The sequence below is a fragment of the Actinomadura sp. SCN-SB genome, assembly GCF_043906805.1.
Lineage (GTDB): Bacteria > Actinomycetota > Actinomycetes > Streptosporangiales > Streptosporangiaceae > Spirillospora.
This window is the reverse complement of sequence record NZ_JBIMPP010000028.1, coordinates 1-20,618: the sequence shown is the minus strand read 5'-3', so window position 1 is coordinate 20,618 and position 20,618 is coordinate 1. Positions and strand designations below refer to the sequence as shown.

Here is a 20,618-nt window from a genome sequence, read left to right as displayed (position 1 = left end):
GGACCCGCGTTTTCGTTTTCTCTTCGCGGCGGGCGGTCATCGGGTGCCCGTCCCGTCCCCGCCGGTGCCCCCTGTCGGCCACCGGCCCCGGCATCGACCACCACCTCGCCCCTGAAGGGCAAGCACAGGACGAGACGGGCGTGGCGAGGCCCCCGCGCAGGCGCTCAACCCGCCGGCCTCTCTCCGGCCTCGGCCCGGCGCTGGAACACCAAGAGGTCTTCGTGGGCGGTGGCGCAGGCCGGTATGCCCTTCTCCCGCAGGCGGCGAGCCTCCAGCATCTGAAAGAACGACGCCCGCGTGACGACCTGCCCGTCCCGGATCGCGCACAGCAGCGCCGCCAGGCGATCGGCCAGCACTAGCCCAGCCTGCTCTGCGACCTCCACCACGAGCCCGGGCAGATCGATCAGCTCGCCCTTGACGCGGATCGGGCGGACGGTGACCGCGATGACTCCACCCGGCTGGAGAAGGGTGGAGCTGCCGGCCAGGATGCGGCCGAAGCCCTCCAGCAGCTCCTTCAGCCCGCGGTAGGCCAGGTTCATCCGGTCGTTGGAGTACCGCTCGTCCCACTTGGTGACCCGCTCTCCCGCGTTCGGGTCCTGCGGACGCACCCGCCCATGCGTGTAGGAGCCGTACGGCGGCGAGGTCAACACCAGCGCCGCCTGCCCTCGCCGATCCCGCAGGAGCGTGTCGATGTGCCGGGCGTCATGGCACAGCACCTCGGCTTTGCCCGTGGCGCCCTGCTGACGAGCGTGGGCGATGTTCGCTCCGGTCAGCCGGGCGAAGTCGGGCTCGTACTCGACACCGACCGCGTCCCGGCCCTGGTGGACGGCCTCGACGAGCGTCGTCCCGATCCCGCACATGGGGTCGACCACCAGTTCACCGGGCCGGGTGTAGGCAGCGATGACCTGCGCTGCGATGGCGGGCAGCATCTTGCCCGGATGCCGCATCGACTCGGGAACGTACCGGTCCTTGCGCTGCCCCCGCGAAGGCTGCTGCCCGGTCGCCAACACCGACGGCACCATGCCCGTGGCGCCTTCCTCCGCATGCATGGAGTTCATCGGCGCACCCCCCGTCGTGACAGGCCCTTCACGCGGGACGGTTTCGAGAAGATCGATACATCGGCGTGAACCCGGGCAGCCGGAGGCAACGCACGCGACCGGATATCCCGCAGCTGAGCGAGGCTCTCGGAAGTCGCCTGGACGTAGAGGGTGTCGCCCTCGACCGGAACACGCACGGCAATGACGTGCTGGCTGTAACGCAGCCCGACCGCACGCGCACTCCGGATCACCTGCGGTGTCGGATCGGACAGCCGCCCATCGTCCTGGTACCGGGCGGTGGTGATGACCGCCAGATGACCACCCGGCCGGAGAACGCGCCAGGCAGAGCTCAGGAACCCGCTGAGATGCTCACGGCCGAGCATCCAAAGGTCGGCACGACAGGCCGGGCAGTCCCGATCTGCCGCCTCCTTGGCGACACACCCGCCGATCTCGTAGGGCGGTGGCGCGGCGATCACGAGATCGACCTGGCCGAGGTGGTCGGCCATCCCAAGGTGCATCTGATCCGGGCGGCACGGACGCAGGCCCACCTTGGCCAGCTCCTGCTCGGTCAGCGTGGCCCGCAGCTGCGCCCCGATGTACCGAGCGAGTGGGTAGTACGGCACGCAGGCCAGCGCCCGCCGACCCGCCCCAGCCGCCATGGCAAGGGTGTGGTCGCTGGAGGTGAACGCCTCAACGACGAGAGCGCCCTCGTTGGTGCAGTTGCTGATCAGGTGCCGAGCTAGTTCCCGGCCGATCGCGTTGAGATGCTCCCGGCACGTGCCCGCCGAGACGGCTTCTCCGTGCAGCTCGTCGCGCTTGGTCCTGGGACCAGCGTCGGAGCACAACCACACGGACAGCGGCAGAAGCTGCCGAACAGGAGCAGGCGTAGGACCGTTCGACTTCGGAGTTCCCGAGTTGGAGCCAGGTGGCGTGGACTTCATTGCTGGGTGACCCGCGACGGCCACCCGGTCCCCTTCACCACATGACGGACGAACTCATCCCAGTTCTTGGACACCGCCGCAATCGGGCTGCGTGTGCCGAGCTGCCCCGACCTCGCATCGCCGACCCAGCGAACGGCATTCTCCGCATCCAGCATGTCGATCCGGGCTGCTCATTGGGGCTTGGCCGCGTCACGGCACATGCAACACCCTTACCCACGCGATTGCACCGACCTGATGTGGCCATGAGCGATCAGAACGACTCGCAGTAGAGACCAATCTTCATCACTATAATCCCATCATGGACACAGAACACAACAATGATCTAAGCATCTTTTGTCGACAAGTTCGACAGCGCTCACTGGAGCACCAACAAGCCATGCCCATTGCCATGAAGAATGGCTGGCGATCAATTAGTGTGGGCATCCTTCGACAAGAGCTTGACTCAATGGTCCGCGCAATCTACCTGAACTCTCAGCCGCGCGAACGCCGGATCCAGTTGCTTGCCGACTCGGCGAATGGCAGGCGCTGGAAAAAACCATCTGAAAACAAGCCGGTATTCGATAGTGAGATGGTGAATAATACGGGGATTGCAGACGGATGGCCGAAGATAGTTTACAAGTTTGGCTGCACCTTTATTCATCTGTCCAACTCTCACGACCACATGGCACGCGACCCGTTCCAGGCACTGCCGCTCCACAAACGACAGACCGTTGCCGAATACATCAACAACTATCACAGCAAAAGGCATCTTGAGCCGGTGACAGCTGACTCTACATTCGAGAGCGTACATCTCTATGTGCCATACGTGCTTGAGAAGATAACTACGAACCTTGAGTATCAACTCGAAAGGCTCGAGCGTTGGCACGAGCAAATCCAAGGTCCACTACAGGGCTAGCCTGACATTGGGCCAGCAAAACCGAAGCCACGTTTTCGCATCGACTTGCAGAGGGTTTACCGCCGCACGCGACCCCGTCCAATGTCAACGACAAGAGATGCTGCCGATCGATGCCAGAACGTTAGTGACGAACTGCAATTTCTGACAACGGCCAGTTGGCTAGGAGCTATCTGGCGGGAACAGTCACTCCGTGTAGACGATGGAGGACGTGGGTTCGTCCTGGCTGAAAATGGGATCGAGGTTTTTGAGCCGGAAATCTCACGAGCCTCGACCGGATGTTCCCTGCCTGCGCCGTCGGTGTAGAAGCAACGATCCACGTAGCGGACGGTGGGCCGATACCCAATCGGGCGTGTTGAGCCGCAGCTCGCGGATTCTCCTGATCGTCGATGCCCAGTCCCGATGAGGCGTACGCCTCGTTGGGCGGCAAGCCGTTCGGCCGGGCGGATCAGCGCAGTGCCTATCCCGCTTGACCTTAGCGCTGCGACAGCCTGCACTTCCGGTGCCGCGCAGCCGTCCCAGCGAGCCCCCTGCACCGCCGAGCAACTCAGCCTTCCTTTAACGATTGCTGGCTGGTGTTGCATCCTCCCAGCTCAGAGCCCGATCTAGACACTTGTCTTCCCTTGACCTTTGGCGCCTCAACGACCGCGAGACATCGACTTAGGCAAGCATCTGCGCAGGTAGAAGGCCGTTTTAGACACAGAGCCCCCAGAGTGTGCAGGTTATCCACAGGCTCCGTGGCGATGGACCGTCCGAGGTTCTGCATGAGATCCGTCTGAGTTGTGTCTGAGCGTGCTGGCGACATGGCGGCGACCGATTCCACTCGACCATCGGGGGTCTGCCATGAACTCCAGCACCATCAGCCACGCGACGAGCCGGGTCGCCGACCGTACGAGCAGCAGCCGCCACCCCTTCGACATGGCGGAGAAGACATTCGCCCTGTTGACGCAGGGTCCTTCTCCGCTGGCCGTGGACGGCGCGGCCCTGGGGCACGGGCTGCCTGCGCGGGTCATTCCGCTCGATGAACTGCGTGATGTCCTGCTGCACCCGTCCACCAGCCAGGCCCCGCGCGATGCTGTGTGGAGCCTGCTGGTCAATCGGGCTCGGCAGCGCAGCTCGGCCTGGATCGTGGGGTGCGTGGGTGTCGCGCTTCCGGGGCTTCGGACGGCGCTGCGGCGTGATCTGCGTCGGTGCGTGGCCTGGGAGGAGCAGCCCGGAACAGATCGGGTGGCCGGCGAACTGCTCACCGCGTTCTACGACGCGCTCCTGGACATCGACATCAACCGGCCTGGCATTGCTGCGCGGCTGTTGTGGCGCTCGACCAAGAAGGTTCAGCGGGCTTATGCCCCGCGGGTGCGCGTTGTGCCGGTCGAGCCTCAGGTGCTCGCCGAACTCGTCCCCAACCGTGAGGCTGCGGACTCGCATGTGGATCTGCTCATGGACGCCGCAGTCCAGCAGGGGGTCATCACGCGGGATGAGGCTGAGCTCATCACCGCGACCAGGCTGGAAAAGATCTCACCGCACACCATCGCCGAGCAGCTCGGGATCTCCTACGAAGCGCTGATGAAGCGCCGCCGCCGGGCTGAGAAAAGGCTGGTGGAGGCGATGCGCGACGGCGGTCTTCGCGGAGGCGTCGAGGATCTGATGTCCAGTCCTGGGGCCTGACCGGTCCGTCATTGAGCGAAGGACCTCGCGGACGCGGAGGCGGACCCGGGCCGGATGGTCACCCGGTCCCCAGCCGAGAATCCAGCACCAATTCGTGAGGAGGAAGCCCGTCAGGCCTGGGCCGTCTCCGCACCGCGAGCCTCATGCTTCTCCATCGGTCGTCCACTCGATGCCGCTTCGGCTCGCAATCCACCTTCCTCTCTCCCACTGGAGGGCAGCTTCCATGCGTACGCGTTCGTTCTCCCCGCCTTCTTTCTCGCGCCGAGCCGGCGTGAGCTGGGTTCGTCTCCTGGCCGCCGTCGTCCTGTGGTGCGTGGGCATTCTGGTCGTCGGCCTGGTGATGGCCTTCACGATTTCCTCCGCGGCCGAGGCCGTGGGCGCGGAGACCGTCCGGGTGGTGGCCAATGCGCGTCTCAATCAGGTCATCACCAACCTGCGCAATGTCATCGTCGGTCTGCTCGTGGCGCTGGCGACGTTGTTCGCCACCATCGGCGGCGTCCGCTACCTGCTGGCCGGGGGCGATCCCAGCGAGGCAGAGGCAGGGAAACGAACCCTGCGGAACGCGGCGTTCGGTTTCGGTGTCGCGGCGCTGGCTCCGGTTCTCGTGCAGATCCTTCAGTACATCGTCGGGCGCTGAAGTGGCCTCGGGGGCTCGCCGCTCCATCGCGCGGCGCCGCTGGGCACTGGTTCTCGGGGTCGCTGCCCTTGCCTTGATGTGCTGGGCGGGATCGGCCTCGGCAATGCAGGTGGCGCCTGCGCCGGAGCGGGCGGCTACCGCAGGATCGTGGCCGGTTCTGGCTTCGGCGAATCCAGATGCAGGTGAGGAGGATTGCGCGTTCGCTGACCTGGGCTGTTACAGCCGCAATGCGGTGACCGACTGGTTCCGCAGCCTGGCCAAATCGGCGATCGAGCCGACGCTGGGGTTTCTCGCCGAGACGCAGTTCGCCACGCCGGAGATCGGGTCGGCGGCCATGACCAAGGTCGAACGGATCTGGCGCTCGTCCCTGGTCATCGCCAACACCTGCTTCGTGCTCATGGTCGCTCTGGCCGGGGTGCTACTCATGGCCGGAGAAACCCTCGGCGTCACCATCACGCCGCGCGAGATCGTTACCCGGCTGGTGGCGGCGTTCATCGCGATGAACACCAGCCTGGTCTTCATCGACTACGGCATCCGGCTCGCCAACGGGCTGTCGGAGGCGATCCTGCTCGACGGGGAGCGCATCAACCCCGACCAGGCGGGACGGGTGCTGGCCGAAGGGGTGGAGGCCTCGGTCAACACCGCGGGCGCCTTCTTCATCCTGGTCACGCTTGTGGCCGTGGTGATGGCCGTCATCCTGGTCTTCATCTACGTCATGCGCCTGGCGATCACCATGGTCCTGATCGCCGTCGCACCGATCGCGCTGATGTTCCACGCACTCCCGCAAACCGACGGGATCGCAAGGCTGTGGTGGCGCGGAATCACCGGGGTCCTGGCGATCCAGGTGTGCCAGGCGCTCGTGTTCATCACCGCGCTGCGCCTGCTGCTCAACAAGGAGACCAGCGGCGGCAACGTCTTCATGGGCGTCCCCACCAGCCAGGCCGAACTGGTCGACCTGCTTCTGATCATCGCGCTGCTGTACGTGTTGATCTGCATCCCGCGCTGGGTGGCGCGGACTGTGTGGCAACCCGCCCAGCCTCGGACGCTGGGCCGTCTGGTCCGCACGCTCATCATCTACAAGACCCTCGGGGCGGCCGGGTTCCTCCTCAAAGGCAGCCGGGGCGGCTCGGGTCGAAAGGCGGCTCGGGCCGCTTCCGGGAGCGGGCGTCGGCCTGGCCCTGAAGGGGCGGGTGGGCGGAACCGTCCTGGTGGGTCGGGTGGGCCGCACAACACGGGGCCGGGCGGGGGTCCCCGGCACGGCAACGGCGGCGGGCACGGCCCCGGCGGACGACGTGGCCCGCACGGCGCGAACGGGCGGCGTACTGATGAACGTCCCGGACCCGGTCACCGACCCGGCCACGGCCCGCACAGCGGCCGACAGGGCGGCCCGGCGGGTGGCGCCCGCCGTCATCCCGGCGCGGGACCTAACGGGCGCTCACAGCCGCAACAACCGCGCCGGTCGCCGGGTGGGATGCCCCGGCCGGTGCCCCGTGCCACATCGACGGCTCAGCCGCCGGTCCGCCCGCCACGGCGGACGGCGCAGACACCGAGACCGGCACGCAGCCAGCTCATGCGGGTGGAGGCGCCCCGGCGGCGCCGCTTTCAGAGGAGGACCCGGTGAACGACTACGCGGAGCCGCTGTCGGTGCGGATTCCGGCCGACGTGGAGCAGCCCGACAAGATCATGTACGGGCTCACCGGACGGCAGCTCGTCCTCCTGGCCGCCACCGCGCTCCTCGCTGCGGCGGTCTTCGTGGCCGGGTCCTCGGTTCTTCCCCTAGCCGTGGTCGTCGGCCTTGTCTTCCCAGCGGTGGCCTCTGGATTGCTGCTGGCTCTGGGACGCCGTGACGGCATGGGGTTGGACCGCTTCGTGGTGGTCGCGCTCCAGCATTTTCAACGGAACCGGAAGCTCGTAAATGCCTCTGAGGGCGTAGTAGCGCCGCCGCGCTGGTGTCGTGTGCGAGGCCGGTTGCCGGAGCCTATGCGCCTTCCTGTCCGCACGACCCGTGAAGACGGCGTCCTGGAACTGGACGGAGGCGGGACGGCTGCGCTGGTGCGTGCGGGCACGGTGTCCTTCGGGCTCCGGACGGACGCCGAGCAGGCATCCCTTGTGGGGTTCTTCGGACGGTGGCTCAACTCGCTGGAGGCACCGGTCCAGATCCTGGTGCAGGCGCGCCCCGTCGACCTGTCCGAGCTGACCGCGCGTGTGGACGAGGCCGCCGCCACGCTGCCGCATCCGGCTCTTCGACAGGCGGCCGAAGGACATGCCGCCTACCTGGACGAGCTCTCGCAATCACGAAGTCTCTTGGCCCGCGAGGTGCTCATCGTCCTTCGTGAGCCTTCGGCAGGAGGTTCTGGAAGCCGCGGACATCGGGGGAAGGCGCGGGACGCCAACGCGGCCATTGTCGCCAGGCGGGCAGCCGAGACGGTGCGTGCCCTCGCCGGGTTCGGGATCAGTGCCGAGCAACTGGACGCCGAGGCTGCCTTGCGCGTGCTCTCCAAAGCGTTCTCGCCGACAGAGTCCCGGCCGGTGCCAGCTCCGGATATCAACGCGGCCGTTGCCGCCCGTCCTCTGGTGGTGGGCCCGTGAAGCTTCGCTCCCGACTCCTGCGGTCCGCCGGCCACGACGGTGAACTCTACGAGGAGCACGACGTTGGGCTCGGTGACCTGTTGGCGCCTTCGTCGGTTCGCATCGGGGCCAACGCTCTGGAGTTGCCCGGTGGGACGTGTGCGTCCTTTGCGGTGTCGGGGTATCCGCGGGAGGTCGGGGCGGGCTGGCTGGAGCCGCTGCTGACCTACCCCGGCCGTCTGGATGTCTCGCTGCACGTGGAGCCGGTGCCGCCGCTGATGGCTGCGCAGCGGTTGCGGCGACAGATCGCCCGGCTGGAGTCCTCCGCCCGGTCCGATGCCCGCGCGGGACGGCTGGTCGATTTCGCAGCGGAGGCCGCTGCCGAGGACGCCACCGATCTGGCCTCCTCGCTGGCCCGTGGGCACGGCCGTCTGTTCCGCGTCGGCCTCTACCTCACCGTGCACGCCGCGGACCCGGCGGAGCTGGAGGCCGAGGTGCAGCAGGTGCGGGCCCTAGCGGCCTCGCTCCTGCTGGACGCCCAACCCACCACCTTTCGCACCCTGCAGGGCTGGGTGACCAGCCTGCCGCTGGGCGAGGACGCGATCCGGCAGCGCCGCACCTTCGACACCGCGGCCCTGGCCGCCTCGTTCCCCTTCGCCTCCCCGGACCTGAACGCATCTCTTGGGAAGACCGGGGTGCTGTACGGCATGAACGTGGCGAGCTCGGGCGTGGTGGTGTGGGACCGGTTCGCCCAGGACAACCACAACTCCGTGGTCCTGGCGCGGTCGGGCGCGGGCAAGTCCTACTTCACCAAGCTGGAGGCGCTGCGGCTGCTGTACCACGGCGTGCAGGTCTGCGTCGTTGACCCCGAAGACGAGTACCGCCGCCTCGCCGAGACCGCCGGCGGTACCCACATCGCCCTCGGCGCGCCCAAGGTCGCGTTCAACCCGTTCGACCTGCCCACCGACCAGAGCGGGGAAGTGCTGACCCGGCGCGCTCTGTTCATTCACACCCTGGTTGCCACAATGCTCGGCGAGCCCCTGTCCTCGGCCGCCCGGCCCGTCCTGGACCGCGCCGTGCTCGCCGCCTACGCGGCCAAGGGCATCACCTTCGACCCGGCCACCTGGACGCGCCCAGCGCCATTGCTGGCCGACCTGGTCGAGCAGCTCGCCATCGCCAAGCATCCCGAAGGGACGGGCCTCGCCGAACGGCTCGCGCCCTACGTCACCGGCTCCTACAAGGGGCTGTTCGCCTCCTCGACCACCACGCCCCCTGACGGGCATCTGGTGGTGTTCTCGTTGCGGGACCTACCCGAGGAGGTCAAGTCCGTGGGGGTCCTGCTGGCGCTGGACGCGATCTGGCGCAAGGTCGCAAACCCTGCCGACCGGCGGCCCCGCCTGGTCATCGTTGATGAAGCCTGGATGCTTATGCGCGAGGCCGAAGGCGCCAAGTTCCTCTACCGCCTCGCCAAGTCGGCCCGCAAACACTGGGCCGGGCTCACCGTCGTCACCCAGGACGCCGCAGACCTCCTGGCCTCCGATCTCGGCCGCGCCGTGGTCTCCAACTCGGCAACCCAGATCCTCCTCCGCCAGTCACCTCAAGCGATCAGCACGGTCGGCGAGGCGTTCGGACTGTCGGAGGGTGAGCGGGCTTTCCTCCTCGCGGCCGAACGCGGAGAAGGTCTCCTGTGCGGAGGCAACGCCGGCGATCGGGCAGCCTTCGCCGCCATCTCCTCCCAGGCCGAACACGACGTGATCACGACGCGCCCTGACGAGCTGCTGGATGCCCAGGTCGCGGAGGAGGACCCGCTGTGAGCGCTCTTCCGGAGCCTGCCCCCTCCTGGACTCACCTCTTCGATGACCTCGCCCGCATCCCGGATGCACTGGCCGGGTTGCTTTCCCACCACGCTCCCGAGACCGCACTCGTCATCACCATCCTCGGCGCCACACGAGCGAGTGCCCAGGTCGCGGCGAGGATGTGGCGGACTCGCCGGTTCAACCGCGAGGCACGCCTTGTCACCGTGTCCATACCGCCGCAGGTCGATCCGGCGAGCGCGCCCGCATGGTGGGCGCACCAGACCGGCCTGCTCGCTCCCCGGTGGAAGCGGTGGATCTACGGCCAGCCGCACCTGGCCTTCGAGTACACCGGCGATGAAGCCGGACTTCGCGTGCAGGTCTGGGTGCCAGGGGTCGTCCCGTCCGGATTGGTCGAGCAGACGATCCGAGCGGCCTGGCCGGGCGCCACCGTCACCACCCGCCCCGCCTGCGACCTGGTCCCCTCCGAGTACGCCGTGACCGGCGGACGCCTGGTAATGGCTCACGAGGAGTCCCATCCTCTGAAGGCCGATTACGCCACCGATCCGCTCCGGCCACTGCTCGGGGTGGTGTCGGGGCTACGGCGCGGTGAGCAGATCGCCGTCCAGATACTCGCGCGCCCGGTGACCGGACGCCGGTTGAGACGCGCGCACCGCATCGCCGCCGCGCTGAGGACCGGACGATCCTCCGGGATCAAAGCCATGGTCTTCGACCTCATCACCCCCGGCACCGGCCGCAGCCGGTATGGGCTCCATGGCACCGAGGGCGGGCGGGCCAGGCCCGAGCGCGCCGCCCAGATTCAGGCGGTCCTGGCCAAGGCGGCGCAACCACGCTTTGAGGCCGAGGTGCGCTACGCCGTCGCCACCAGCCTGCCGCGCGAAGCTGCCGACGGTTGGTTGCGCGGCCACGCCCACGCCGTCGCGTCCCTGGCCGCGCTGTACTCCGCCGCGACCCAGTACCTTCGCCGCCGCCGACTCCGCCACCCGGCCGCCACCCTCAACAGCCGCCACCTCGGGCGCGGTTACCTGCTCAGTGCGTCCGAGTTGGCCGCGCTTGCGCACCTACCCCTCGACCACGATGCCCCGGCCATCACCCGTGCCGCCGCCCGGCCTGTGGCGCCCTCGCCTGACATCCCCACCGGCCCCAGCACCGCCACCGGACCGGCGCGGATCCTTGGGACGGCCGATAGCGGCAACCCGCGTCCGGTCGCGCTACCGGTCCTCGGTGCCCGGCAACACGTCCACGTCCTCGGCCAGACCGGAGTCGGGAAGTCCACGCTCCTGGTCAACATGGTGCTCGCCGACGCCAGGGAAGGGCGCGGCGCGCTGGTCGTCGATCCAAAGGGCGACTTGGTCACCGACATACTCGACCGGCTCCCGACTCGCGCGGTGGAGCGGACGGTCCTGTTCGATCCGTCCGATGAAGCCCCGCCGCCCTCGGTCAACATCCTCGGCGGCCCCGACCCGGCGTTCGCGGTGGACTCGGTCGTCTCGATCTTCCACCGCTGCTATCCCTCGGCCTGGGGACCCCGGCTGGACGACCTTCTCCGCTCCGCGTGCCTCACCCTCGCCTGCGCGCACGGCCCGCGCGCAACCCTCGCCGACATTCCACGCCTGCTCATGGACGCGCCCTATCGCGCCCGGCTCGTCGGACGACTCCCCGACGAGCTACTGCGCGGATTCTGGACCGGCTACGACGAACTCTCCGCCGCCGGACGAGCCGCACTGATCAGCCCGGTCATGAACAAGCTGCGCGCCGTCCTGCTTCGCCCGTTCGTCCGCCAGGCCCTCGCCGCCAGCGAGTCCAGCGTGGATCTCGCCCGTCACCTGGACAAAGGTGGGCTCGTCCTGGCCCGCCTACCGAAGGGCGTCCTCGGTGAGGACGCGGCCCGGCTACTGGGCTCGATGCTGCTGGCGCACACCTGGCAAGGCATCACCCGGCGCGCCGCGCTCCCCGAGGCCGACCGGCGGGACGCGGCCGCCTACCTGGACGAGTGCCACAACTTCCTGAACCTGCCCGGCTCGGTGTCGGACATCCTCGCCGAGGCCCGCGGCTACCGGTTCTCCCTCGTCCTGGCGCACCAGCACCTGTCGCAGCTTCCCAAGGACCTGCGCGACGCCGTCTCCGCCGACGCACGCAACAAGATCTACTTCGCCGCCTCGCCAGAAGACACCAGCGACCTCGTGCGCCATGCCGGCCCGGTCATCTCCGCGCACGACCTCGCCCACCTCGGCGCCTACCAAGCCGCGGCACGCCTCGTCACGCAGGGGCGACCGAGCCCGGCCTTCACCTTCCGCACCCGGCCGCTCCCCGTACCCATCAACGGACGCGCCGAAGAGGTGCGCCAGGAGTCCCGCAAGCGCTTCGCGTCCGATCCCACCTCCGTAACCAAGGCGCTGTCGACCGCGCCCTCGATCCTCACCGATCCGCGTGACGAGCAGGAGATCACTCGATGAGCCAAACCCGGATGCGCATGCGTATGGTCCCGACCGTTCCCGCCCGCTCCAGCTCCGAGCTGTTCCTGGAGCTGCGGCGGCGCCTCACCGACCGAGACCGGCAGCTCCTCGAACTGGTGTGGGAGCATCGCGTGCTCACCACGCACCAGGTCAGCGTGATCCTGTTCAGCACTCCGGGCAAGGGACGGCACCGCCTGCTGGAACTGTTCAGGATGCGCGCGGTGGAGAGGTTCCAGCCCTGGGTACCGGTCGGTGCCGCCCCCTTCCACTGGGTGCTCGGCCCGCTCGGCGCCGAGGTCCTGGCAGCCGAGCGAGGGATCACCGTCAACGAGCTCGGATACCGGCGCGCGGCAACGCTGGCGATCTGCCACTCCCAGCACCTCGGCCACCAGGTCGGAGTGAACGAGTTCTTCACCCGCCTGCACGCCCACGCCCGTCACACCCCGAACGCGAATCTCGCGAAGTGGTGGTCGGAACGGCGCTGCGCGCAGCTGTGGGGCGATCTCGCACGCCCGGACGCCTACGGCCGGTGGACCGAAACCGAGCCGCACACCGGCCAGCCAACCAAGATCGACTTCTTTCTTGAGCACGACACCGGCAGCACCGTCCTGGCCAAGGTCGCCGCCAAGCTCGGCGGCTACACCGCACTCGCCGAGGCAACCGGGATCACCACGCCGGTTCTGTTCTGGCTCCCCAGCGTGCGCCGCGAGATCAACCTTCGCCGGCAGCTCGGCACGCCCGAGATTCCGGTGGCCACCGCCGTCCAGACCGCCAGCAGTGCCAGCCCCGCCGACTCGGTATGGCTGCCCGCCGGGCACACCGGCCCGCGCCGCCGGTTGATTGAACTCGCCGACACCTGGCCCACACCCGGCGAGCCCACGACCACCATGCCTGCCTCGTCCGGCTCCGACACCGGCGAGGACGCCTCTTGCCGGTGATCGCCGTCCTCGCCGGTGCGGTCCTGCTGATCGCGGTCCTGGTCGGCGTCGTGGCCGGGGCCACCGCGCAACACCCCGCCTGCGTCCCGGTTAGCGGCACGGGCACGGGCGCCCCGGTGGCCGACATCCCACCGGCCTATCTGGCGCTGTATCGCAGGGCCGCCGCCGACTACGGCATTCCGTGGCCCGTGCTGGCCGCCGTCGGTGCCGTGGAATCCGACCACGGAAGGTCACGCGCGCCGGGCGTCCGATCCGGTCAGAACGCCTTCGGCGCCGGTGGGCCCATGCAGTTCCTACCTGGCACCTGGGCCGCGTTCGGTGTGGACGGCAACCGGGACGGACGCACAGACCGCTACGACCCCGCCGACGCTATCCCGGCCGCCGCCCGCTACCTACGCCACAACGGCGCCCCAACCGACATGCGGAAAGCCCTGTACGCCTACAACCACTCACAGGCCTACGTAAGCAACGTCCTGGCCCGCGCCCGCCGCTACCAGGCCGCCGCACCGGCCAGCCCTGCCGGAACCGCCACGCCCGGCCCCGGCTGCGCCCCGGTAAGCGCTGTAGCGAACCCACCGGGCGGAGCCGTGAGCAAGATCATCTTTTTCGCGATGGCGCAGCGAGGCAAGCGGTACGTGTTCGGCGCCACCGGCCCCCACGCATGGGACTGCTCCAGCCTCGTCCAAGCCGCCTACCGCGCCGCCGGGTACACGATCCCCCGAACGACCTTCCAGCAATGGCCGTTCGGAGTCCGCATCCCCAAGGGGCGCGAGCAGCCGGGGGACCTGGTGTTCTTCAACTCCGGCCCCGGCACCTCCTCCAACCGGCCCGGACACGTCGGGCTGGTGATCGCCCCCGGCAAGATGGTCGCCGCGAGGTGTTCCACTTGCCAGCCCAACATCGGGTCCGAGTCGTACCGGCGCGCCGATTGGATCGGCGCCACCCGTCCCCTACTCAGATTCCAGCCCGCCCGGTGAACCGGCCTGTGATCGCGCCCGGCCCGCCCGCGCCGGTACCCGCCTACCGGACACACGAACGGGCCTCGGGGTGGTCTGACCGCCCCGAGGCCCATACCGCGCTCAACCCGTGTCTAGCCCGGTGGGGTGACGCCACCGCCCATGATCCGGCAGGCGCGTTCGTCGGCTGCGTCCAACACGATCACGGGCAAGCGGGGGATCTTGAGAGTGATGGCGCGGTGGATGCGGTGGTATCCGTCGATCACCAGCGGGACCTCCGCCTTCGGAACCGGAACCGCGATCAGCGGGCGTGACAGCGTCACCCGCGCGGCGTGATCGCGGTCGATGTGGACGACGTGCCGTGCCCAACCCATCCGGGCCACGTCCCGCCATACGACCGGGTGACGGGCCGCAAGCCGGGTGGCGGCGTCAACGTCCCACGCCCATCCCAGGAACACGAACATCTCGCCGCGTCCCTCCGTGCGGGGAGTTTTACCCGCCATGCCGTTCGCGATCTCGTTCGAGACCTCACCGGACATGTACCTTCTCCTTCGTCATGGCCATCTCGTTGCATTGCGTGAGGGCCCCTTGCGGGCCCTGGTCATGACGGGGCGGACGGGCCAGCACCCGTCCGCCCCGCCCGTTGTTCAGGCGTCCTCGGCGTGGGCGGTGTCGGTGCCGGTGGCCAGGCGGAAGCGGCGGGGGCGTTCGCTGGTGAGTTCGGCGATGCCCTGTCCGGCGAGGCTGTCCAGGGCGTTGGCGACCGCGCCGGACGAGCGGTCCAGAACCCGTGCGATCTCGCCGGGGGTGAACTCCTTGCCGGGGTGGGCCTTGAGGTGTTCGATCACCGCCGGGCGCAGCGGACGGGGCGCGCTACGCGGACCGCCCGCCCCCGCGCCCGGACGGTTGCCGCGCGGCCCCGTGCGGCCGGTGGCGCCCTGCCGCGCCGCGCCGCGCAGGGCGCGGGCGTAGTTGTCCACGGACTCCAGCCCGGCCACGATGCGCTCGTGGTCATCGTCGGTGACCGCCGCAAGCGTCGCCGTGACCGCCCCGAGGAGATCGGCCAGCACGGTCCGGGTAGCCTCCCGCATGTGCGCTTTGGCGAGTTCGGCGTCCACACGGGCGCGCCGTTCGGCCTCCTCCTGCTGCGCCCGCCGCAACGCCTCCTCGGCCGCCGCCCGCCGGTCGGCCTCCTCCGACAGGATCCGCATGGCCGCCCGCAGCGATTCATCCAGCGGCACCCCGCCACCGGCCGAGGCCCCGCCGGTGCCGTCCGGGGCGCCCGTGTCCGCACCCGTGTCCGGGGCGGTGTCGGTGTCCGTCACCCCGGTGACCGGCCCAGCCGCGCCCGCGTCCGGCGCGCTGTCCGCACCCGTGTCCGCCCCTGTGTCGGCCTCTGTGTCGGCCTCTGTGTCGGCCTCTGTGTCGGCCTCTGTGTCGGCGTCCGTGTCCGTGCGCGTGTCCGCGTCCGAGATGGCGCCGGTGTCCGCGTCCGGGGCGCCGGTGACCGGTGCCCACACATCAGGGGTACGCCCGCGCCCGGACCCCGAACCCGGTGACCGGACCGCGTGACCGGCCTCGGCGAACGCGGTCAGTGCTTTGGTGACCGCCGACCGGCTCAGCCCGCACGCCTGGCTGATCGCGGTCACCGTGGCGCCGTCCGGGGAACCCGCCAGCACATTCCACACCGCCTGAGCGGCGCCGGTCGGGTGGAACCCGCCGCCGCCGTTCCCGGTCGCGTCACCGGCCGTTTCAGCGGCGCCGGTGATACCGGTGATGCCCGCCGGGGCAATGGTGTCGATCGCCATTTTTCTTTCGCCTCCTTGAACGGCGAATCCACGGGGCGGGACTTTCCCGCCCGGCGTCGCCGCCATGACGACCATTTCTCGATGCCATACAGCACCGCAACTAGGAGCGCCGACATTTTTCTAGCCGGACCGGCTGGACTTGGTTACCTCAATCCCAACAGGAATTTAATTTCACCGGTGGGCACGGATCTAGCGTGTGCGGAGCCTCCGCGAGGCTCTCAATTTGAGGGCACACGCCCGGCGCGGGAGGGACTTCGTGGTACTTAGGCAGCGCGGGCTCGGGGATCGGCGAATGCTAAATCGGCCGCGAAAAGCGGAGAGCAGTTAGAGAGGGGGTCGACGGGATGGGCCCGGATAAAGAGCAGGAGGGCCGATGGATCTCCGCCTCGATACTTCCTTGTGGACCCCTGTAAGGGGTATCCGGGCGCACCAGCAGCCGACCCAAATCGGCCCCTACCTGCGGAGACAGCCACCGGCGGGTGGGCCGCCCATAGCTGGCCCCCCGGTCGGCCCCCCGCTTGGCCCCCTGGCTGGCCCCCCGGTCTGCCGCCAACAGCAAAAGGTCCCGCTCGCACTCCGAAGAAGCACGAGCGGGACCCCACAGCCCGACCTATGCTGAGGCCGGGACCAGCCTGCTACCTACAGGCTGGTCCCACCTCAGCCGGCCGGAGCCGCCTCTACGAGGTGCGGACGCTGCGGGGGCTCGTACGCCCCAGCAAGGTCGGCCCATACGGTGTGGCCTTCCTCCGGGCTGCCGTGTACGCCCAGTGAGACAGCCATCTGGGCGATGGACAGCAGGCCCCTCCCGTACTCGCGTGTGCTGCCGTCTGCGGGGTCGGGACGGACAGTGGGGAAACCTCCGCCTCCCATGTCGGTGACCGCGACGTACGCCCAGCCGTTGAGAACGAGCTGGACTCTGAAGCTGCCGCCCTGCCCGGACAGCGTGTGGCGCACGGCGTTGGTACTGAGCTCTGTCACCACATACGCCACCTCCTCCACGATCCTCGTGTCGGAGAACAGGAACGTTGCGAAATGCCGCGCGGCCGGGACCTGGTCCAGACGCCCCGCGAACACACGACTCCATGAAAGGGCCTGCCTCGTCACGCTTTTCCTCCCTGCATTCCCGCCTGCTGCCGCATCACTATATGCAGCCCTGAATCACGGACGAACCGGCCCCTATAAACCACCCCTCCAACGCTAACGTCAAGCCTGCGCGCCAAGTTCTTTCCGGCATCCGACCTAGACGGACAGGGTGCGTTCAGTAAGTCCTAGGACTGCATTCGATTGGCGCGGGCATTAATCGACGACAGGCACCCGATCGTCTCGCCAAGTTGCTAACAGCAGGCGCGCGTTTGTTGATACAGGCCAGACACCAGCGCGGCTGACCATGCCACACCTTCGCTCAGTGCCCATCCGCAGGCGCCACCCTCAGCGCAAACCCACAAAAATGGGGAGGGATATCGCATATAAATGCTTACATCTAGACGGTCTGCCGACCGAAGTCAACGCAGACGTCGCAGACAACGCCGAATTGGGTTCCAAAGAGAAGCAACCGCTATTGCTAGCATGCCAACAACGATCTCTATATATCTTGCGATTGCATCGCTAAGTACAGCTTCGAGCCCCCATCGCAAGGCCATGCCAACCAGAAGACTAATGACCAATACAAAAGGGAGTAGCACGAAGGGGCGTCGCAGAATTCTAGACAACCCGCTTCCGGATTGCGCTGGAGACTCGGCAGATTCAGCAGACTCACCTTCGGCGCCCTGTACGCGGTAGGGCATGGCTAAGTGGTCTTGAAGATCCGCGTGACGGAACTGGTACGCCGGGCCGAACGTCCTGAGCAAACCCATGCGATGGGCATCGTCCATAAACGCTATCAGGCGCAAAGGAAAGCCGTCCCGGACTGCCAGGACAACTACGGCCGTGAGGTACCCGAGCCACACCCGGGACCCAGCGAGCAGCCCGATGCAAAGCAGGACAAACGCAAAGACCGCTCCATCGAGACCGACCCGGCCATAGCCTGGTTCGCTGATCGCTCTAAATAGAAGGAACAATCCGGCGACGAAGCCGCCAGCTGCGAGTTTGAGGAGCACTCCGGCGAACTCGGCACGCAACGTGGACACCGGCCCAGCTACCTCATGTTGGCGATCGTCTTCAATAAAGGCAAGAGTAAGTAGTAGCGCCAACCCTGCCACTATGAGAACCGGCAAAAGTTGACTTTTGCCACTACTCGACGAGAACCATTCCGGTGCTGGTGGTGCGATTTCTTCCCATACCTTGCCGACAATCACCGTCAATATCCTGATGGCGAGAATTATTCCGAGCAAGGCCGCAAATATCGCTGCGAAGATCCGCAGAAGCCGACTGTGCTGACCCGCCAGTCGCAGAGCGGACCATCGAAATGGGATTACGGTCAGTACAGGCGTGCGCCTTGCCGCGTCCCACGCAGATCGAGCCTGCCAGCCGCCGACGAGTGAGCCGAGGAAGGCAAACCCGATCGCAGCGGTCACCGGGGCGGGTGCGTTATCGCCTAAACCTTGCGCCGTCTCCTCGGTGGCGAAGACGCCGGCGAGCGCCCCAGTCGTCGCCCCGATCACGGCGCCAAGCCCCACGTGAACGAGGGGAAGCAGCCACCGTGGCACCACGGCGGCGGCTAGGTACCACCAGCGGAAATCACGGGTCGGTGCACCGTCAGAGTCCCGCCGAACCGAGTAGTAGGCGGCGCTGGGCATCGACTCCATCAGACTGGCCACCACGCGCAGCCGTTCTCGAAGCCGGTCGGGTTCGTAGTCCCGGCGAGGACGGCGGGGTGCTGGTTCATCGCTGGGGCGTTGCGCGGTCCGCGCCACGGCTGGGATGAGCTGGTCGAACAGGTGGCGGCGGAGCGCTGCCTCGTCTGGGAAGCGTTGGGAGTCCAGCAGTTCGCGCGGGTCACCGTCGGACGACACATATGTGGCGCGGAGCAGCCAGAGTCCCAACGGTGTCGAGACCACGCTGCCCAGAATGGCGAGGGAGCCGCTCGGTGGTTCTGGGGACTCCAGCCCGACGAGGATGGCCTCCCAGCGCGCGTCCTGCGTCTCGGTCGAACTCATGAGGCTCAGGCATCGCCTGAGGTAGTCCGCGATCGCGGCTGCGGCCAGCGGTTCGGGTTCGATGACCACCATGCCGCTCGGCCGCTCCCCTGCTCCGGCGGCCTCGCGGAACGGCTCGGTGCGGCAGGTAAGGATGAACTGCGAATCCTCCGTCAGGGAGTTCCTGAGCGCCTGGATCAAGTCTTTCGCGGCGGGCAGTTCGTCCAGTCCGTCGAGGATGGGAAGAATCCGGTTGTCCTCGACAAGCAGCCGCACGATGCCGGGACCGTACTCCCGAGCCAGGAACGGATACTCCTGGTCAATATTCTTCACCAGCCAGTCCAGGAAGCTGCCGGCAGCTCCAGGGCGCCAGTCACTCACCTGCAGCAGAACGGGTACGGAATCTCTGGCGCCATTCTCTCGGCGCGCCTGGCGCAGCAGGGCGCGCAAGAGCTGGACGGCGAGGGTGGTCTTGCCCGCCCCGGCGCCGCCCAGCACGACGAGGCGCCGCCGGTCCAGGTAGCGGAAGAATCTCGCGAAGTCTTCCATCGGGTCACTCGTCCCGGGGAACCCTTCGGGGACGTGGTCGGCCGTGGACAGCTCGTGCAGTTTCCACTGCACTGGCATGGGGACCGGCTGGTCAAGCGCTCGGGCCGCCGCCTCATCGTCCCAGCGGCGTCGGACTGCCCGTGCCAGCGTCTCCTCGGCCTGCGCCTGCCTATCGGACGTGGATCGAGCGCCCCCCTGCCGCAGCTGGACGATCACGGTGGCCACGACCAGTACGCCCAGCACCGCCCACGTGACCAGTACCCACCGGCCGTCGACCTCGACGGTCCCGGTCGCGAGGTTTGTCACAAGGCCAATGAAGACCGTGAGGAGCAGCAACGTCACGGGCGACGCCCAGCCCCTCCCTCCGCGTCCCATGTGGCAAGACTCGTGCCCGCAGGGTCAAGGGGCAACAACAATCCCCGACCTGGTCGCTCAGTGGCAGCGTCCGGCCACACACGACTGTGGTCGACTCGCCGTGCGGCCATGAGCACCACTCGTTCCGTCCTCGCCAACCGGGCCCTTCGGGATTGCATCCGAGCGCCAGCAACTCCCAGTATATGGCTTATGCGCACTTCAATAGGCATGCCCTTTGAAGACACGTATGCCAATTGCTATGGCGATAGATTTACCTTCTCTCCCTGTTGAAGCGGCGGCGAGATTCCCAGCGAAGCCCTACCATCACTCGAAGCCTTTGATCGACCCAAAAGCACCTGGGCTCGAGTCGCCGCAGAGGCAGGTAGGAAACCTTCCCGGGAGTCAGCCATGTCTCGAGTGCCCAAGCTGTCAAAATTGTCAGATGCGGCAGGCAAGACGAGCACTCGAATCGGAATATTCTGCACCGTGCTCCTGTCAGCTGGCTGTCAGGGCGAAGCGGAAAGAGTGACTCTTCCAACACCTCCGCGACCTCACGCGGAGGCGCAAGCCACATCACCGCAAAGCCCCTCAGCTGCCGAGGTCGAAGCGGTTCGACAGTCATATCGGCAGTTCGTGGCGATACTGGATCGCGCCGCCTCCCTTCCAGCGGCTACGCGTACCGAGCAACTGTCGAAGCACATGGTTGAGCCGCAGCTTTCCAGAACCCTTAAAAGGATCAAGAAGCTCGAGACTGACGGTATCGCCACCTACGGAAACATCGTGGTCCACATCCGAGATGTCCGAATCCACGGCGATGAGGCGACCGTGGACGATTGCCAGGATTCAAGTGGAGCCGGACTGGTCGACACGAACACCAGCAAAAAGATCAATCGGGGCGTCGAAGAAGAGCACGCCACGGCAACCCTGAA

17 protein-coding genes are annotated in these 20,618 nt (G+C 67.7%); 10 read left to right on the top strand and 7 right to left on the bottom strand.

Annotated elements, in window-relative coordinates; all coding sequences use genetic code 11:
• Positions 1–164 precede the first annotated feature (164 nt).
• From ACGWYJ_RS19385 to ACGWYJ_RS19375, 3 genes are all read right to left on the bottom strand, one after another.
• Positions 165–1,058 (bottom strand): TRM11 family SAM-dependent methyltransferase, encoded by an 894-nt coding sequence (locus tag ACGWYJ_RS19385; RefSeq protein WP_395107480.1) that lies wholly within the window; start codon positions 1,056–1,058, stop codon positions 165–167.
• Positions 1,055–1,882, bottom strand: a complete 828-nt coding sequence (locus ACGWYJ_RS19380) for a hypothetical protein (RefSeq protein WP_395107479.1) — start codon at positions 1,880–1,882, stop codon at positions 1,055–1,057. The genes ACGWYJ_RS19385 and ACGWYJ_RS19380 overlap by 4 nt, the downstream gene beginning before the upstream one ends.
• A gap of 92 nt (positions 1,883–1,974) precedes the next feature.
• Entirely contained in the window at positions 1,975–2,133 is a 159-nt protein-coding gene (locus ACGWYJ_RS19375) for a hypothetical protein (RefSeq protein WP_395107478.1), read from the bottom strand.
• Between the two features lie 143 nt (positions 2,134–2,276).
• Between ACGWYJ_RS19375 and ACGWYJ_RS19370 the strand changes: the two genes are divergently transcribed.
• The 9 genes from ACGWYJ_RS19370 (at position 2,277) to ACGWYJ_RS19330 (ending at position 13,925) form a co-directional block, all read left to right on the top strand.
• The gene (locus ACGWYJ_RS19370; protein WP_395107476.1) at positions 2,277–2,873 is read left to right on the top strand and encodes a hypothetical protein; all 597 of its coding nucleotides are present in this window, start codon (positions 2,277–2,279) and stop codon (positions 2,871–2,873) included.
• Positions 2,874–3,713: 840 nt separating this feature from the next.
• A complete protein-coding gene (locus tag ACGWYJ_RS19365) occupies positions 3,714–4,535 on the top strand; it encodes a hypothetical protein (protein ID WP_395107475.1) in 822 nt (273 codons plus the stop codon).
• 313 nt (positions 4,536–4,848) lie between these two features.
• Positions 4,849–5,172 carry a pilin gene (locus tag ACGWYJ_RS19360; RefSeq protein WP_395107474.1) on the top strand — a complete coding sequence of 108 codons (324 nt, stop codon included), beginning with the start codon at positions 4,849–4,851 and terminating at the stop codon, positions 5,170–5,172.
• Positions 5,173–5,404: 232 nt separating this feature from the next.
• Positions 5,405–6,793, top strand: a complete 1,389-nt coding sequence (locus tag ACGWYJ_RS19355) for a proline-rich domain-containing protein (protein ID WP_395107473.1) — start codon at positions 5,405–5,407, stop codon at positions 6,791–6,793.
• Positions 6,790–7,761 carry a PrgI family protein gene (locus tag ACGWYJ_RS19350; protein ID WP_395107472.1) on the top strand — a complete coding sequence of 324 codons (972 nt, stop codon included), beginning with the start codon at positions 6,790–6,792 and terminating at the stop codon, positions 7,759–7,761. The genes ACGWYJ_RS19355 and ACGWYJ_RS19350 overlap by 4 nt, the downstream gene beginning before the upstream one ends.
• 152 nt (positions 7,762–7,913) lie before the next feature.
• Positions 7,914–9,554 carry a VirB4 family type IV secretion system protein gene (locus tag ACGWYJ_RS19345; protein ID WP_395107471.1) on the top strand — a complete coding sequence of 547 codons (1,641 nt, stop codon included), beginning with the start codon at positions 7,914–7,916 and terminating at the stop codon, positions 9,552–9,554.
• On the top strand, positions 9,551–12,010 hold the full coding sequence (locus tag ACGWYJ_RS19340) for a type IV secretory system conjugative DNA transfer family protein (RefSeq protein ID WP_395107470.1): 2,460 nt from the start codon (positions 9,551–9,553) through the stop codon (positions 12,008–12,010). The genes ACGWYJ_RS19345 and ACGWYJ_RS19340 overlap by 4 nt, the downstream gene beginning before the upstream one ends.
• The gene (locus ACGWYJ_RS19335) at positions 12,007–12,948 is read left to right on the top strand and encodes a replication-relaxation family protein (RefSeq protein ID WP_395107469.1); all 942 of its coding nucleotides are present in this window, start codon (positions 12,007–12,009) and stop codon (positions 12,946–12,948) included. Before ACGWYJ_RS19340 ends, ACGWYJ_RS19335 begins: the two co-directional genes overlap by 4 nt.
• Entirely contained in the window at positions 12,945–13,925 is a 981-nt protein-coding gene (locus ACGWYJ_RS19330) for an NlpC/P60 family protein (RefSeq protein ID WP_395107545.1), read from the top strand. Before ACGWYJ_RS19335 ends, ACGWYJ_RS19330 begins: the two co-directional genes overlap by 4 nt.
• Positions 13,926–14,038: 113 nt before the next feature.
• Here ACGWYJ_RS19330 and ACGWYJ_RS19325 read toward each other — a convergent pair whose 3' ends face one another.
• From ACGWYJ_RS19325 to ACGWYJ_RS19310, 4 genes are all read right to left on the bottom strand, one after another.
• Positions 14,039–14,443, bottom strand: coding sequence for a hypothetical protein (locus ACGWYJ_RS19325; protein WP_395107468.1), 405 nt, complete (start codon positions 14,441–14,443; stop codon positions 14,039–14,041).
• Between the two features lie 108 nt (positions 14,444–14,551).
• Positions 14,552–15,712, bottom strand: coding sequence for a hypothetical protein (locus ACGWYJ_RS19320; RefSeq protein ID WP_395107467.1), 1,161 nt, complete (start codon positions 15,710–15,712; stop codon positions 14,552–14,554).
• Positions 15,713–16,369: 657 nt separating this feature from the next.
• Entirely contained in the window at positions 16,370–16,786 is a 417-nt protein-coding gene (locus ACGWYJ_RS19315) for an ATP-binding protein (RefSeq protein ID WP_395107466.1), read from the bottom strand.
• Positions 16,787–17,214: 428 nt separating this feature from the next.
• Entirely contained in the window at positions 17,215–19,677 is a 2,463-nt protein-coding gene (locus ACGWYJ_RS19310; protein WP_395107465.1) for an NACHT domain-containing protein, read from the bottom strand.
• Positions 19,678–20,322: 645 nt separating this feature from the next.
• On the opposite strand from ACGWYJ_RS19310, the gene ACGWYJ_RS19305 reads away from it, so the two are divergent.
• Positions 20,323–20,618 (top strand): hypothetical protein (locus ACGWYJ_RS19305; protein WP_395107464.1); only part of this gene is annotated, 296 nt, incomplete at its 3' end.